12 protein-coding genes and 1 riboswitch are annotated in these 15366 nt (G+C 53.9%); of the genes, 8 read left to right on the top strand and 4 right to left on the bottom strand.

What is annotated here, in order from left to right:
* The first annotated feature begins 204 nt into the window (after nucleotides 1–204).
* The 8 genes from FCL42_RS18645 to FCL42_RS18610 all read left to right on the top strand — a co-directional run bounded on the left by FCL42_RS18645 (nucleotide 205) and on the right by FCL42_RS18610 (nucleotide 10556).
* Complete coding sequence (locus FCL42_RS18645; protein ID WP_136864948.1) at nucleotides 205–603, top strand: MerR family transcriptional regulator; 399 nt, start codon at nucleotides 205–207, stop codon at nucleotides 601–603.
* 87 nt (nucleotides 604–690) lie between these two features.
* Nucleotides 691–1860 carry an isovaleryl-CoA dehydrogenase gene (locus FCL42_RS18640; protein WP_136864947.1) on the top strand — a complete coding sequence of 390 codons (1170 nt, stop codon included), beginning with the start codon at nucleotides 691–693 and terminating at the stop codon, nucleotides 1858–1860.
* A gap of 201 nt (nucleotides 1861–2061) precedes the next feature.
* Nucleotides 2062–3669 (top strand): carboxyl transferase domain-containing protein, encoded by a 1608-nt coding sequence (locus FCL42_RS18635; RefSeq protein WP_136864946.1) that lies wholly within the window; start codon nucleotides 2062–2064, stop codon nucleotides 3667–3669.
* A 3-nt stretch (nucleotides 3670–3672) separates the two neighbouring features.
* Nucleotides 3673–4494 (top strand): enoyl-CoA hydratase-related protein, encoded by an 822-nt coding sequence (locus FCL42_RS18630; RefSeq protein WP_136864945.1) that lies wholly within the window; start codon nucleotides 3673–3675, stop codon nucleotides 4492–4494.
* Nucleotides 4484–6454 (top strand): acetyl/propionyl/methylcrotonyl-CoA carboxylase subunit alpha, encoded by a 1971-nt coding sequence (locus FCL42_RS18625; RefSeq protein WP_136864944.1) that lies wholly within the window; start codon nucleotides 4484–4486, stop codon nucleotides 6452–6454. The genes FCL42_RS18630 and FCL42_RS18625 overlap by 11 nt, the downstream gene beginning before the upstream one ends.
* Nucleotides 6454–7377 carry a hydroxymethylglutaryl-CoA lyase gene (locus FCL42_RS18620; protein ID WP_136864943.1) on the top strand — a complete coding sequence of 308 codons (924 nt, stop codon included), beginning with the start codon at nucleotides 6454–6456 and terminating at the stop codon, nucleotides 7375–7377. The genes FCL42_RS18625 and FCL42_RS18620 overlap by 1 nt, the downstream gene beginning before the upstream one ends.
* Complete coding sequence (locus FCL42_RS18615; RefSeq protein WP_136864942.1) at nucleotides 7374–9332, top strand: acetoacetate--CoA ligase; 1959 nt, start codon at nucleotides 7374–7376, stop codon at nucleotides 9330–9332. The genes FCL42_RS18620 and FCL42_RS18615 overlap by 4 nt, the downstream gene beginning before the upstream one ends.
* A 300-nt stretch (nucleotides 9333–9632) precedes the next feature.
* Nucleotides 9633–10556 (top strand): LysR family transcriptional regulator, encoded by a 924-nt coding sequence (locus FCL42_RS18610; protein ID WP_169308452.1) that lies wholly within the window; start codon nucleotides 9633–9635, stop codon nucleotides 10554–10556.
* Nucleotides 10557–11005: 449 nt separating this feature from the next.
* Here FCL42_RS18610 and FCL42_RS18605 read toward each other — a convergent pair whose 3' ends face one another.
* From FCL42_RS18605 to FCL42_RS18590, 4 genes are all read right to left on the bottom strand, one after another.
* Nucleotides 11006–11584 carry a thymidine kinase gene (locus FCL42_RS18605; protein WP_136864940.1) on the bottom strand — a complete coding sequence of 193 codons (579 nt, stop codon included), beginning with the start codon at nucleotides 11582–11584 and terminating at the stop codon, nucleotides 11006–11008.
* A 112-nt stretch (nucleotides 11585–11696) separates the two neighbouring features.
* Complete coding sequence (locus tag FCL42_RS18600; RefSeq protein ID WP_136864939.1) at nucleotides 11697–13265, bottom strand: Na+/H+ antiporter NhaC family protein; 1569 nt, start codon at nucleotides 13263–13265, stop codon at nucleotides 11697–11699.
* An 80-nt stretch (nucleotides 13266–13345) separates the two neighbouring features.
* Nucleotides 13346–13545, bottom strand: a riboswitch (Lysine riboswitch).
* Nucleotides 13546–13639: 94 nt separating this feature from the next.
* A complete protein-coding gene (locus FCL42_RS18595; protein ID WP_136864938.1) occupies nucleotides 13640–14566 on the bottom strand; it encodes an electron transfer flavoprotein subunit alpha/FixB family protein in 927 nt (308 codons plus the stop codon).
* Entirely contained in the window at nucleotides 14566–15315 is a 750-nt protein-coding gene (locus FCL42_RS18590) for an electron transfer flavoprotein subunit beta/FixA family protein (protein ID WP_136864937.1), read from the bottom strand. Before FCL42_RS18590 ends, FCL42_RS18595 begins: the two co-directional genes overlap by 1 nt.
* Nucleotides 15316–15366 lie beyond the last annotated feature (51 nt).

Below are 15366 nucleotides of genomic sequence, written 5' to 3'. Positions count from 1 at the left end.
ATTCGACCAATGACTAAGGGTCTTGAGTTCTAACGGCAGCAGCGAGCTCAAACAGGAAAAGAATTCAGCTTGTTAGCTTTCAAACATCCACTGGGCATTTTTTCTCACCCTTAGCGGAAACTTAACGACTACACTGGATGATAACTTTACCTTTACGTAAACTTCCGATATGGTGAATTTATCTTCAGACAGTTCGGTAACAACATGAGTAACGAAGCAGAGCAAACCTTCTCCATCAGCGACTTGGCTAGGGAGTTCGACATCACCACCCGTAGCATTCGCTTCTATGAAGATCAGGGACTGCTCAGTCCGACCCGCCGCGGACAAACACGCATCTACAGCGTGCAAGACAAAGTGCGTTTAAAACTGATCCTTAGGGGCAAACGTCTGGGTTTCTCACTGGCAGAGACTGGCCGATTGTTCGATCTGTACGACGCCGATAAGAGCAGCGGCACTCAGTTGCATACCATGTTGGAGTTAATCGATTCAAAGAAAAGCCAACTTCAGCAGCAGATGGACGACATCAAGGTGCTGATGATGGAACTCAGCTCAGCAGAGACACAATGTAAGCAGGCACTGCAAGAGCTCACCGCCAAACAATAATAATCGGCGGGTCTCTTATTTTCGCGGCCTGACTCTATTTCAGAGTGCCGCCAGTGCAACTGCCCAAAAGGAACCAGGGGAGAAGCAATGAGCCTTTATCAAAGCAGTTTTCAGTTCGGCCTCAGCGATACGCTTGAGATGCTGCGCGACTCGGTACGCGATTTTGCCCAAGCAGAGATCGCTCCGCTCGCCGCCGACATCGACCAATCCAACCAATTTCCCAATCAGCTCTGGCGCAAGCTCGGCGACATGGGGCTATTGGGCATTACCGTCAGTGAAGAGTATGGCGGCGTTGACATGGGCTATCTGGCTCACGCCATCGCCATGGAGGAGATCTCCCGAGCCAGCGCTTCCGTGGGCCTATCCTATGGGGCTCACTCCAACCTGTGCGTTAACCAAATCAACCGCAACGGCAACGACGCTCAGAAAGCCAAGTACCTGCCAAAGCTGGTCAGTGGCGAGCACGTTGGTGCGCTAGCGATGTCGGAGCCAAACGCCGGTTCTGACGTTATCTCCATGAAACTGACCGCCCGCCTCGACGGGGATCACTACCTGTTAAACGGCACTAAGATGTGGATCACCAACGGTCCCGATGCCGACACCTTTGTGATCTACGCCAAGACCGATGTGGACGCCGGCCCCAAAGGGGTGACCGCCTTCATCGTCGAGAAAGGCTTCGCTGGTTTTAGCCAGTCACCCAAATTAGACAAGCTAGGCATGCGCGGCTCCAACACCTGTGAGCTGGTATTCGATAACACCCCAGTACCGGTAGAGAACGTCCTCGGCGGCGTTGGCAATGGCGCCAAAGTGCTAATGAGCGGTCTGGACTACGAGCGTGTGGTTTTAGCTGCTGGACCGCTGGGGATCATGGCCGCCTGTATGGATCAGGTGGTGCCCTACATCCACCAGCGTGAGCAGTTTGGCCAGCCGATTGGTCAGTTCCAACTGGTTCAGGGTAAGGTTGCGGACATGTACACCCGCTCAAATGCGGCTAGAGCCTACGTTTATGCGGTCGCCAGTGCCTGTGACCGTAAAGAGACCACCCGCAAAGACGCCGCAGGCGCCATCCTCTACAGCGCAGAACTGGCCACTCAAATGGCACTGGATGCCATTCAGCTACTGGGTGGCAACGGCTATACCAACGAGTTTGCCACCGGACGCCTGCTCCGTGACGCCAAGCTGTATGAAATTGGAGCTGGCACCTCAGAGATTCGCCGTTATCTCATCGGCCGCGAGCTGTTTATCGAAACCGAATAGCCGCAGAGATGAGCACCAGAAAGATGAGGGCAACAGTCAGCCCAACTCTTTCTGGTTGCTCTGGCTATTGCGCCGACAAGCCGGCTTAGTCAACGGCAGCAGACGGCGCAAAGAGACAGCAAACATTTAAGAGTGTCATCACCCAGGAAGCCTATGACGCCGTAAAGCGGCCATCTAGGCTTCCCGTTAAGGATAACCACAGTGACCATTCTAAACTCCAATGTGAACTCACAAGATTCCGGCTTTATTCAGCGCCATAACGACATGAATCAACGCGTGTCTGAACTGAGCCAAACCCTCGCCCGCATCCTGCCCGGTGGCAGTGAGCGTGCCCGAGACAAACACTTAAGCCAAGGAAAATTGCTACCGCGAGAGCGCGTGGAACAGCTACTGGATCCCGGCGCCCCCTTCCTTGAGATCAGCCAACTGGCGGCGTTTGAATGCTACGAAGATGAAGTTCCTGCCGCCGGTGTGATTGCCGGTATTGGCCGAGTCAGTGGCATTGAGTGCATGATTGTTGCCAACGATGCCACCGTAAAAGGCGGCACCTACTACCCGTTGACGGTAAAAAAGCACCTTCGAGCTCAAGAGATTGCCGATAAGTGCCACCTGCCCTGCATCTACTTGGTGGAGTCCGGCGGCGCCTTCCTGCCGAGGCAGGATGAGGTGTTCCCAGACAAAGACCACTTTGGCCGCATCTTCTTTAACCAAGCCAATATGTCCGCCAAAGGCATCCCACAAATTGCGGTGGTGCTTGGGCTTTGTACCGCCGGTGGTGCCTACATGCCGGCAATGGCCGACGAGTCGATCATCGTCAAAGAGCAAGGCACCATCTTCTTAGGTGGACCGCCACTGGTGAAAGCGGCGACCGGAGAAGAGGTGACCGCCGAAGAGCTTGGTGGCGGCGCCGTTCATACCCAGATCTCAGGGGTTGCGGACCATCTGGCCGACGATGACCGTCACGCCATCGAACTGGCTCGCCAAAGTGTGGCGCGCCTCAATCACCACAAGGCTCAGCACTCGCCACTGGAGGCGGTCAAACCTCCCCGCTATGACGCCGCAGAGCTGTACGGCATCGTCGGCGACAACCTAAAACAGCCCTTCGAAGTGCGAGAGGTGATCGCTCGCATTGTGGATGACTCCGACTTCGATGAGTTCAAAGCGGGCTATGGCGCCACGTTAGTGTGCGGCTTTGCCAAACTCTTCGGCCACCCCATTGGCATCATTGCCAACAACGGCATTCTGTTCTCCGAATCGGCTCTGAAGGGCGCTCACTTCATCGAGCTGTGCTGTCAGCGCAACATCCCCCTGCTGTTCCTACAAAACATCACCGGCTTTATGGTGGGCAAAAAGTATGAACACCAAGGGATCGCCAAACACGGTGCCAAGCTGGTGACGGCGGTCTCCTGTGCCCGAGTGCCCAAATTCACCGTGGTCATCGGTGGCAGTTACGGTGCCGGCAACTACGGCATGTGCGGCCGCGCCTATGACCCCACCATGATGTGGATGTGGCCTAACGCCCGCATTTCGGTCATGGGTGGCGAACAAGCCGCCAACGTGTTGGCGCAGGTGAAATCCGACGCCCTAGCACGCAAAGGCGAGAGCTGGAGTGAACAGGCTCAGCAGCAGTTCAAAGCGCCAATCGTCGACCAGTATGAACGCCAAGGGCATCCCTACTACGCCAGTGCCAGGCTGTGGGATGACGGCATCATCGACCCAGCGCAAACCCGTGAAGTGGTGGGGCTGGCGTTAAGCGCCGCCATGAACGCTCCGGTGCAACCGACCCAATTTGGTGTGTTTAGGATGTAAGCCATGTTTGAACAGATTCAATTGACGCAACAGGGCGGGGTCGCCACCTTGACCCTCAATCGACCAGAGAAGCACAACGCCTTCGGCGATGCCATGATTGCGGAGCTCAATGGGGCACTGGCTCAGCTGGAAGCTCAGCCACCACAACTGCTGGTACTGCGAGCCAATGGCAAGCACTTCTCCGCCGGCGCCGATCTGGCGTGGATGAAAAGCCAAGCCAAGATGAGCGAAGCGCACAACCTCAGTGACGCCAAAGAGTTGGCGAGATTGATGCATCGCCTCGACGCCTTCCCCTCTCCCACCCTAGTTCTGGTGGATGGTGCGGCGTTCGGCGGCGCCCTAGGACTTATCGCCTGCTGCGACATCGCCATGGCGACACCACGGTCGCGGTTCTGCCTGTCCGAGGTCAAACTGGGGCTCATTCCTGCGGTCATCAGCCCCTTTGTTGCCAGAGCCATCGGCCAGCGCCAATCCCGTCGCTACATGATGACCGCCGAACGCTTTGATAGCGAAACCGCACTGAAGCTCGGGCTAATTCATGAGCTCACGGATAACCTCGAGCAAGATGCTGAGCAGATGATTGCCACCATCACCGCCAACGGCCCGAAAGCGATGCAGGCCTGCAAAAGCCTATTGAAACAGATTGACGGTCACCCTTTTGATGAGCCGTTGGCGGATCTTACCTCCAGCGCCATCGCCCAGCTTCGAGTCTCCGATGAAGGCCAAGAGGGATTAGGGGCATTTTTCGAAAAGCGCACCCCGAACTGGGTTCAGACCAATAACCAAGACAAGGGCCACTCCAAGGAAAGTCAGGATGTTAACTAAAGTATTGATTGCCAACCGCGGCGAGATCGCCTGTCGAGTGATAAAAACCTGCCAGCAACTCGGGGTTGCGACCGTGGCGGTTTACAGCGACGTCGACCGAGGTGCACAGCACGTATTGATGGCAGATGAAGCCCTGCTGCTCGGCCCAGCTGCCGCCACTGAGTCCTACCTAAAGGGCGATGAGATCATTGAGCTGGCCAAACGCCATGGTGTGGATGGCATCCATCCAGGGTATGGCTTCCTCTCGGAAAACCCAGAATTCGCCCAAGGCTGTGAACAGGCCGGAATCCAGTTTATTGGCCCCACTGCCGATGCCATCCAAAAGATGGGCTCTAAGAGCGCCGCTAAGGTGATCATGGAGCAAGCTGGCGTCCCCATGCTGCCCGGTTATCACGGCGACGACCAATCCGATGCCAAACTCACCGAGGAAGCCGAGAAAATAGGCTATCCGCTACTGGTGAAAGCCGCCTATGGTGGCGGCGGTAAAGGGATGCGCATTGTTGAGCAGGCCAGTGAACTGAGCGCCGCCTTGGCCACTGCACGCCGGGAAGCGGCCTCTGCATTTGGCAATGACCAATTGCTGCTAGAGCGCTATCTGGCTGCGCCTCGCCACGTGGAAGTTCAAGTGTTCGCCGACACCCACGGCAACTGTGTGTATCTGTCTGACCGCGACTGTTCGGTGCAGCGCCGCCACCAAAAAGTGGTCGAAGAAGCGCCCGCCCCAGGCCTAAGCGATGCCCTGCGAGTAGAGATGGGCACCGCAGCGGTAAAGGCGGCGCAGGCCATCCATTACCGCGGCGCCGGTACCGTGGAGTTTCTGCTCGACCCTCAAGGCCGCTTCTACTTTATGGAGATGAACACCCGCCTGCAGGTAGAGCACCCGGTCACTGAACTGGTGACCGGCCAAGATCTGGTGCATTGGCAGCTTAAGGTGGCCAGTGGTGAGCCGCTGCCTCTGACTCAGGAGCAGATAGAGGTCAAAGGCCACAGTGTCGAGGTGCGCCTGTATGCAGAAGACCCAGAGCGAGACTTTCTGCCCGCAACGGGCACCCTGACCCAATTCGAAGTTCCAGATAACTTGCGACTGGATACCGGCGTTATGGCCGGCGATGCCATCAGCAGTCACTACGATCCGATGATCGCCAAGATCATCAGTTTTGGCAGCGACCGCAACCAAGCGCTGTCTCGCTTAAGTCAGGGGTTAACGCAGACCCGACTCGCAGGGCTTACCAGTAATTTGGCCTTTTTGCGGGCCATCATCGATCACGGTGATTTTCGAAATGCCGTTCTGGATACCGGCTTTATCGAACGCAATCGAGAGGCATTGTTTGCCAAGGATGATGAGCGCCAATTGGCGGTCATCGCTGCCGCCGCCTTGCTGAGTCGGCCCAAACCGAGCGACAGCCTATTGTCTCTCGCCGCTCACGGGCTCAATACTGAGACTCAGGGCTTTCGCCTTAACCAGCCCCCTCAGACCAAGCACCACCTTGAAGATGAACATGGTGAGCAGTACCAGATAGCACTTCAGGGGCGCTGGCCTCACTTCACTTACCAAGGCCACGGGATCACCCTAAACCTCATCGAAGATCGAATCAGCATTGAGCACGATGGTCATCTTCGTCACTGGCACTGCCAAGATCAGGGCGACAGCTTGACGCTGTTTTTACGCCATGGGCCATTAACCTTGTCACCTGTGAAACATCTGGGACAACAGGCTGAAGGGGGTGGCATGGATGAGCTTAAGGCGCCAATGAATGGCACCGTGGTGTCACTACTGTGTCAGGTTGATGACGTTGTTGACGCCGGTCAAGCTCTGCTGGTGATGGAAGCAATGAAGATGGAGTACACCATCAGTGCGCCCTTTAAAGGTAAGGTAACGGCGCTGCCCTACGCTGGCGGCGCTCAAGTTAACGATGGCGCAGAGCTAGTGGCACTGGAAGCCCTAGCTGAGGAGGCCTGATGAACGACAACGTCGAGATCATCGAAGTTGGCCCTCGAGATGGCCTGCAGAATGAGCCTGCGGTCACCCTAGAGCAGCGCATCGAGCTGGTTAACTTACTCTCTGATACTGGGCTAACCCACATTGAGGCGGCCAGTTTTGTCTCTCCTAAATGGGTGCCTCAGATGGCCGATGCCGATCTGCTGATGCAGCGAATCGAACGTCGGAGCGGCATTCGTTACTCTGCCCTAACCCCTAACTTGAAAGGGTTTGAAACCGCAGTGGCTTCCCAGGCCGACGAAGTGGCGGTGTTTGGCGCAGCCTCTGAGGGGTTCAGTCAGCGCAACATCAACTGCTCCATCGCCGAATCTTTGGCTCGGTTTGAGCCAGTGATGGCCGCTGCCCGTGCCCAGAAACTTCCGGTACGAGGCTACGTTTCCTGCACCTTAGGCTGCCCAATCGATGGCGAGATTGAGATACCCAAAGTCGCCGACGTGGCTGAGCGCCTATACCAGATGGGCTGCTATGAGATCTCCCTTGGGGACACCGTAGGAGTAGGCACCCCAGCCAAAGCCAAGGCGATGGTGGCCGCCGTAGCCGAGCGGGTGCCCGTGTCGGCATTAGCACTGCATTTCCACGATACTTACGGCCAAGCCCTAGCCAACGTTTTGGCCTGCTTGGATCTGGGCGTTCGCCGCATCGACAGCGCAGTAGCCGGTCTTGGCGGCTGTCCTTACGCTCCTGGAGCCAGTGGCAATCTGGCCACCGAAGATCTGGTGTACATGCTACACGGCTTAGGCATGGATACTGGCGTTGATCTGGAAAGACTCATCATTGCCGGCAATCATATCTGCCAGCAGCTCAATAAAGCCCCCCAAAGCAAAGTGGCTCAGGCCATACTCGCTAAACAACACAAGCAACAACACAAGGAGTGTGTGTCATGACTACCTCATCCGTTTCCACGCCCTTGTGGCAGCCCAGTCAGGCTCGCATCGACGCCAGCCAAATGACACAGTTTCGTCGTCATATCAATAAAGAGCTGTGCCTGAAGCTGGAAGACTACCCCCAACTACACCGCTGGAGCGTGGATCAGCCTGAGCTGTTCTGGCGTCAGGTGTGGCAGCAGTTTGGGGTATTGGGAGAGATGGGCGAGCGCGGTCTTATCCACCAAGACAAGATGCCTGGCGCTCAATTTTTTCCCGATGCCAAGCTTAACTTCGCCGAGAACCTGCTGCGTCATAGCGACGATCGCATCGCCTTAGTCTACCGAGATGAAGCGGGTCAGCGGCAAGCGTTGTCGTACAATGACTTGTATCACCAAGTGGCTAAGCTGGCCCATCACCTAAAGCTTCAAGGGGTGCAAGTTGGCGATCGTGTGGCCGCCTTTATGCCCAACCGCATCGAGACCGTGGTAACCATGCTAGCCAGTGCCAGCATTGGAGCCACCTTTAGCTCATGCTCGCCAGACTTTGGCCTCAATGGCGTTATCGACCGCTTCGGCCAAATAAAACCTAAGGTGCTCGTCGCCGCCAGCGGCTATCGCTATAACGGCAAGATCATCGATTGCCGCGATAAGGTCGCCGCCATCGCCGCAGGTTTAGATGCGCTCGCACAGCTGATTGTGGTGCCAGCCTTTGATGAGCTGCCAGAAGACATTGAGCTTGACGGCATCAGCTGGTCTGAAGCCGTGGGCAACGGCGCTCGCCATATCGAGTTTGCCCAGCTGCCGTTCAACCACCCCCTCTATATCCTTTACAGCTCCGGCACCACAGGCAAGCCAAAATGCATTGTCCATGGTGCTGGCGGCACCTTATTGCAGCACCTGAAAGAGCACCGCCTGCATACGGATCTGTCACGTCAGGACGTACTGTTCTACTTCACCACCTGCGGCTGGATGATGTGGAACTGGTTGGTTTCCGGCCTCGCCTGTGGTACCACCTTGGTGCTATTCGATGGTAGCCCCTTTCACCCAGGTCCAGACGTGTTATGGCAACTGGCTGAGCAGGAGGAGGTCAGCGTGTTTGGCACCAGCGCCAAGTACATTGCGGCACTGGAAAAGGCGGAATACCACCCGGCGAGTCAGCATAAACTGCCTCATATCAAAGCCCTGCTCTCCACCGGTTCACCTCTGGCCCACGAGGGTTTTGACTTTGTCTATCGTCATATAAAAGATGATCTGTGCTTAAGCTCCATCTCCGGTGGCACCGACATCGTCTCCTGCTTTGCCCTAGGCAACCCCATTAAGCCGGTGTATCGAGGCCAGTTGCAGTGCTTAGGCCTAGGGATGGACGTGCAGGTTTTCGATGATGCAGGCAAGGCTGTCACCAGCGGTAAAGGTGAACTGGTATGCACCACACCGTTTCCATCCATGCCCATCGGCTTTTGGAACGACCCAGATAACAGTCGCTATCAAGATGCCTACTTCAATCGCTTTGATAACGTGTGGGCACATGGAGACTATGCCGAGCACACTGAGCAGGGTGGACTCATTATCCATGGCCGCAGTGATTCGGTTCTCAACCCCGGAGGGGTTCGCATCGGTACCGCCGAGATCTATCGCCAAGTGGAGAAGATTGATGCGGTGCAGGAGAGCTTGGCCGTTGGTCAGAATTGGCAAGATGACGTACGGGTAGTGCTGTTTGTGGTGTTAAAGCCCGGGTTTGAGCTAAATGAAGAGTTGAAACAGCAGATCAAATTGGAGATTCGCAGCAACACCACCCCAAGGCATGTGCCAGCAAAAATCATTGCAGTGGCAGACCTTCCGAAAACCCTGTCGGGCAAATTGGTTGAGGTGGCGGTAAGAAAAGTGATTCATGGCGAATCGGTCAACAATACCGATGCATTATCTAACCCAGAGTCGTTAACGCAGTTTAAACATCTACCGGAGCTAGAGCGCTAGTATTCAAAACCCAATAGTTGTGGTAGGGAGCGTCCCGCACCTACCTCTAACTAGGTAGATTTTCAATGCCAAAACCGCTGCAAAAACCCCCAACCAAAAAACATTTATTTGAAATTGATCACAAAATCAGAATAAGTTCTCATAGATACTCACGTTCACTAAAATCCTGCAGTTACTCTGTACGAGTTGTGATTTTTAAGTGAGTTTCATCACTCGTCTGCATTAGCAGAACACCCATCTATCCAATCAACTAAACTGTTTCTAATCTTTGAAATTAGCTACTTCAATATGGAGCGCGACATGCCAGTTTTAACCCATGACTTTGACTCCATCGACATACGATTGTTAATCGTATTTCGTGCGGTGGTGTTTACCGGTAGTTTGAGCAAGGCGGCGCGCAAACTCAATGTGACCCCAAGTGCGGTCAGCCAATCTTTGACAAAGCTAGGTAAGTACTTCAACCACCCTCTTTTTACTCGCACCAGCACAGGTTTAGAGCCCACTGATTACGCCATGGAGCTCTATAACTACGTCAATGCTGCACTGGACCTGCTTCAGGATGGTGTAGAGAGTTTGAGTGACTTTGATCCAGCCACCAGCAAGCGTCGATTCCGCATCGCCGCTAACCACGTGCTGGATCTTGAGATGCTGCACCCACTTGCTAAGCACATTGAAGTATTAAATAGCCAGCTCAGCCTCTCTATCTATGGCCTTATCGAGGAAGATTCTCGAATCATCGACAGCCTGCAGATTGACAACAACGACGTATGCTTGGTGACCTCAAAACTCGCCATGGCCAGCATCAAGCAAGAGCTGCTTTACTCTACCGAACTCATTGCTCTGGCTCGCGAAGGCCATCCAGCACAGAACAAAGAGATTGACCGAGATACTTTCGTTGGACTGCGCCACTTCCGTTACGCGCCAGGTCAGATTGGCGTATTTGAACGCATGCAGCACACAAAAGTAGATGACCGTGACGTGATAATGGACACCAACAACCCATTCAATGCCATGATGATGGCGCAAGAATCTGATGGGGTTGTGGTAATCAGTAAATGGTTGTGGGAACACTACGGCAGCCAGTTCAATTTGGCACCACTGAACATCTCTTTTGAACTGCCTAAGATTCCGCTGTATCTGACCTACCTCGCGAAACTTGAAGAGAGCAAAGCCAACCGCTGGTTACGCGCTCAAATTAAAGAGTTGGTTGCCAACATTCGCTAACTCTGAACACCACCTGGACGGCAAGGATGCCGACCTACCTCGCTCGACCCTTTCACCTATCGACTCTCACTTCCCCCCGCTTCACGACTTTAACTCCAAGTTATTCCTTTACTTCAGCACCACTCCCATGACGAATTTCAGGCAAAAAAAAGCCGGAAACTACGTCCGGCAACACACTCTACGCTAGCTAAGGATGATCACATTAACTTAAGCGTAGCAGTGGTTTAGCGATTATCCAGTTCGAATATGAAAAAAGTTCAATGCACTGGCCTAGTTATACCATTCTGATTAAGTAAGTGATCTATCTAGTGCGCCGAATAAATCGTTTCAATCAATACGCGAGACGCCGATGCTAGTGGCTCTAACAACAAGTCTCGCAACGAAGAGTGAAACGATTTAGGCAAGCAATAATGACCAGATATTTATTCAGGATGGTATTATAAGCAGTCTCAGTCCCAAGCCAGTTCACGATAGTGTAAGCGACACATCGACACGTAGCTGTCGTTACCGCCTATCTGAACCTGATCGCCATTTTTGACGGGATTACCTTCGCCATCTAACCGCACCACCATATTGGCCTTGCGACCGCAGTGGCAGATGGTTTTCAGTTCCACCAATTTGTCAGCCCAAGCCAACAGATACTGAGCACCGGGGAATAGCTCACCTTGGAAATCGGTACGCAGGCCGTAACACAGCACCGGAATGTCCATCTTGTCGACTAGGTAGGTCAATTGGCGTACCTGATCTTTGGTGAGAAACTGACACTCATCCACCAAGACGCAGTTAACCGGCTTCTGCTCATGTTCTTTACACACCATCTCAATCAGATCGTCTTCCTTACGATAGATAAGGGCATCGGAGGTAAGCCCTATTCGAGAGGTCACTTTGCCGATGCCGTAGCGATCATCAAGGCCAGCGGTCATCACTAGCACTTCCATGCCTCGCTCGCGGTAGTTGTAGGCCGATTGCAAAAGTGAGGTGGATTTTCCAGCATTCATTGCCGAATAGTAAAAATAGAGCTGAGCCACGTTATTCCTCCGTTGTCTTGGTGGCGCCAGTCTACCGAAAAGCACCCTAGGCTGCCACCAATGCGCGGGGGGCCATTTGGCCCCCCGAAGCTACATCACACTCTCAGCCAACTTATTGGCAAGAAGGCTCACAGCGACGCTTCAACAACGTCACCACAATCACCAAAGCCACACTGGCACAGGCAAAGCCCGCAACGGTGGAGCCGGTAATGCCGAGTACCAGGTAGCCAACCAAAGAGATGATGGCGGTCATCACCGCATAAGGCAGCTGGGTGGTCACGTGATCGATGTGGTGGCAGGCTGCCCCTGTGGAAGACAAAATGGTGGTATCAGAGATGGGTGAGCAGTGATCGCCAAATACCGCCCCAGCCAAGACAGACGCCAACATAGGCAACATCATGGTGATCTCTACCGCTTCAGCCATGTTGGCTGCGATAGGCAACATGATGGCGAAGGTTCCCCAACTGGTCCCGGTGGCAAAGGCCGCAAAACCGCTGAGCAAAAACAGCAGTGCGGGCAGACTCCACGTCGGCAGATTGCCTTGAGCCATGGACGCCATGTATTTACCTGTTTCCATATCACTGATCACCCCGGCGATGGTCCAAGCGAACAGCAGGATGTAGATAGCTGGCATCATCGACTTCAGACCGCTGAACAGCGCCTTGACGATATAACCCACCGGCACTCGCTGCTGCAAACAGTAACCGGCAGTAAACAGAACGCCAGCCAAAGCAGAATAGAACAGTGACCAAGCCACATCGGTGTTTTCAAATGCACCGATAACGCTAAACGACTTGCCGTCCGCAGCCAATGCTTGACCACCGGAGTAGAGCATCATGGTAACGGTGAGTAGAATCAAAAAGCCGATCGGTGCCAACAGGCCCCATACTCGGCCATTATCGGCTTCCGGCAGATCCAGCTCTTCCCCGGCAGGAGCTCCCTTGGTTTCATCCCACAATTGACCGCGGCGAGCCCGCTGCTCCGCTTGAGCCATGGGGCCTACATCAAGACCGAAATAGACCACCGCCAGCAATAGCGCAAACGCAAACACCGCATAGAAATTCATGGGAACCATCTGAATAAAGGCGCTCAAATAGCCAATATCAGTGACTCCATGGGTAGTGAGCAACCCACCAATCAAGGCGATGATGTATGCGCCCCAAGAGGAGATCGGCGAAATGACGCAGATGGGCGCAGAGGTTGAGTCGATACAGTACGCCAGCTTCTCGCGGGAGACCTGATAATGGTCAGTCACCGGACGAGCGACAGAGCCCACCACTAGGGTATTGAAATAATCATCGATGAAGATCACCACCCCAAGGGCGATGGTCATCAGCTTGGCATCGCGGCCACAGCGGATGCGCTGGCGAGCCCAGTCAGCAAACGCTCGAGTGGCTCCAGATACCGAAATAAGGGCGGTCATCACCCCCAGCAATAATAGGAAACCTAGAGTGTACAAATTCCAAGCGCTGGGAGCCCCTTCGCTCCAAAATAACCCCTGAACGCGGCCACCTAAATTGCTAGCGGCTTCCATAGGAGCAAAACCGGTGAGCATTAGCACACCAATGGCGATCCCCAAACCCAGGGATAACAGGACTTTTCGCGTTACGATGGCCATGCCAATCGCAATCACAGGAGGTAACAGAGACAGCGCCGAGTCGGCGTAAGTTAATAAAGCCATCGTCAAATCTTTTCTTTTTAGTTGGCGATGGAGGCAACTGACACGATCGAAGATCGAGGGGGGACATAATAGACCACCGTCCTTTCAGTAGCGCTCCATAGTAAATCAAGCATTCCAACATCCTGTCGGAGATTACTATGGCAGTGTCATTCCTATTAAGAATAACCCCAGCAACTGAGTTCGATGGCTCAGCCACTTCGGCATCGACTCCTTTCAATCGGCCTCAAAGGGTATCAACCTCTTCCGATCTACTGATAGGCGATGCGCCTCTACCTAGCGGTAACCGTATTCATCAAAATACGAAGGCGGCATTCTACCCGCAAGTGCCCCTCACTTGACCAGCAGATGCCGCCATTTTGTGAGTTACCTCACATTTATAGCAGCTCAGTTAGCTTTGGAACAGCCTCAAACAGATCCGCCTCTAGGCCATAATCCGCCACTTGGAAGATGGGCGCATCGGGATCTTTGTTGATCGCCACAATCACCTTAGACTCTTTCATGCCCGCCAAATGCTGAATGGCGCCAGAGATGCCAACGGCAATGTAAAGCTCAGGTGCCACAATCTTACCGGTTTGACCAACCTGAAGATCGTTGGCCACAAAACCCGCATCAACGGCTGCGCGAGATGCGCCGATGGCACCGCCCAACTTGTCAGCTAGCGCTTCGATGATGGCGAAGTTCTCACCGCTTCCCAGACCTCGACCACCGGAGATCACCACGCGGGCTGCCCCCAATTCTGGACGCTCAGACTGAACCAACTCTTCGCTGACAAAGCTGCTCAGAGTGTTCTCTTTGACAATGTCTACCGCTTCGATGGCAGCAGGAGCTTGCTCGGCCACGGCATCAAACGCCGAACCACGAATGGTCAATACCTTAATGGCATCCAAGCTCTGCACCGTTGCCAAGGCATTGCCTGCATAGATAGGACGAACGAAGGTATCCTCAGACTCGATGGCCACCAGATCCGAGTGCTGCGCCACATCCAACAAAGCCGCGACCCGAGGCAAGATGTCTTTGCCTTTGGCACTGGCCACCGCAATGATGTGTGAGTAATCAGACGCCAGATCCACAATCAGATCCGCCATCGGCTCAGCCAACTGATGCTGATAGCATCCATTGTCGGCCACCAGCACCTTTGTGACTCCAGCTAAGGCTGCGCCCTGTTCCGCGGCAGATGCAACTTGATCACCAGCAATCAACAGATGAACATCACCACCAATCTTAGATGCTGCGCCAACGGCCTTGGCGCATTCAACACTTAGAGACTGCTTATCCAGCTCCGCAATAATTAGAATCGCCATTAGACCACCTTCGCTTCATTCTTTAGCTTTTCAACCAACTCTTCCACAGAGCCCACCATTACGCCGCCGCTACGCTCAGCTGGGGCAGTTACCTTCAAGGTGTTTTGGTGAGATTTAAGAGTCACTTCCAAATCGTCGACGGATACGGTTTCCAACGGCTTGCGCTTGGCTTTCATGATGTTAGGCAGTGAAGCGTAACGGGGCTCGTTCAATCGTAGATCGGCAGACACCACCGCAGGCAGTTTGATGCTCAGAGTCTGAATACCACCGTCGATCTCTCGAGCCACAGTAACCTGCTCTCCCTCTACATCTATAGTAGAAGCGAACGTTGCTTGACCCATTTTTGCCAACGCGGCGGTCATCTGTGCCGTCTGATTGTTATCGCCGTCAATGGTTTGTTTACCAAACAACACCAGACCTGGCTGCTCTTTGTCGATAATGGCTTTTAGTACCTTAGCAATAGAAAGCGGCGCTAGTTCTTGGTCATGTTCAACTAAGATGGCACGATCGGCCCCTAAAGCCATCGCGGTACGCAGCTGCTCTTGAGCCACCTTAGGCCCAACTGATACCACGATCACTTCCGCTGCTTGCCCCTTCTCCTTGAGTCGCACAGCTTCTTCTACAGCAATTTCACAGAAAGGGTTAATGGCCATCTTCAAATTTGCTAGGTCCACGCCACTTTCATCCGCAGCAACCCTCACCTTTACATAAGGGTCTACGACGCGCTTTACTGGAACTAAAATTTTCATAGTACGTCCTTTGTTTACTGCCTGATTTGACACATCACATTAAAGTCCACT

The organism is Ferrimonas aestuarii (genome assembly GCF_005116665.1).
GTDB lineage: Bacteria > Pseudomonadota > Gammaproteobacteria > Enterobacterales > Shewanellaceae > Ferrimonas > Ferrimonas aestuarii.
The sequence above is the reverse complement of the archived record's forward strand: the minus strand, read 5'-3'. Positions and strand labels throughout refer to the sequence as shown.

Coding starts and splice junctions, on each gene's coding strand:
- FCL42_RS18630 (WP_136864945.1), top strand. CDS start 3,673: ATGTTTGAACAGATTCAATTGACGCAACAGGGCGGGGTCGCCACCTTG.
- FCL42_RS18625 (WP_136864944.1), top strand. CDS start 4,484: ATGTTAACTAAAGTATTGATTGCCAACCGCGGCGAGATCGCCTGTCGA.
- FCL42_RS18645 (WP_136864948.1), top strand. CDS start 205: ATGAGTAACGAAGCAGAGCAAACCTTCTCCATCAGCGACTTGGCTAGG.
- FCL42_RS18620 (WP_136864943.1), top strand. CDS start 6,454: ATGAACGACAACGTCGAGATCATCGAAGTTGGCCCTCGAGATGGCCTG.
- FCL42_RS18595 (WP_136864938.1), bottom strand. CDS start 14,566: ATGGCGATTCTAATTATTGCGGAGCTGGATAAGCAGTCTCTAAGTGTT.
- FCL42_RS18600 (WP_136864939.1), bottom strand. CDS start 13,265: ATGGCTTTATTAACTTACGCCGACTCGGCGCTGTCTCTGTTACCTCCT.
- FCL42_RS18590 (WP_136864937.1), bottom strand. CDS start 15,315: ATGAAAATTTTAGTTCCAGTAAAGCGCGTCGTAGACCCTTATGTAAAG.
- FCL42_RS18610 (WP_169308452.1), top strand. CDS start 9,633: ATGCCAGTTTTAACCCATGACTTTGACTCCATCGACATACGATTGTTA.
- FCL42_RS18640 (WP_136864947.1), top strand. CDS start 691: ATGAGCCTTTATCAAAGCAGTTTTCAGTTCGGCCTCAGCGATACGCTT.
- FCL42_RS18615 (WP_136864942.1), top strand. CDS start 7,374: ATGACTACCTCATCCGTTTCCACGCCCTTGTGGCAGCCCAGTCAGGCT.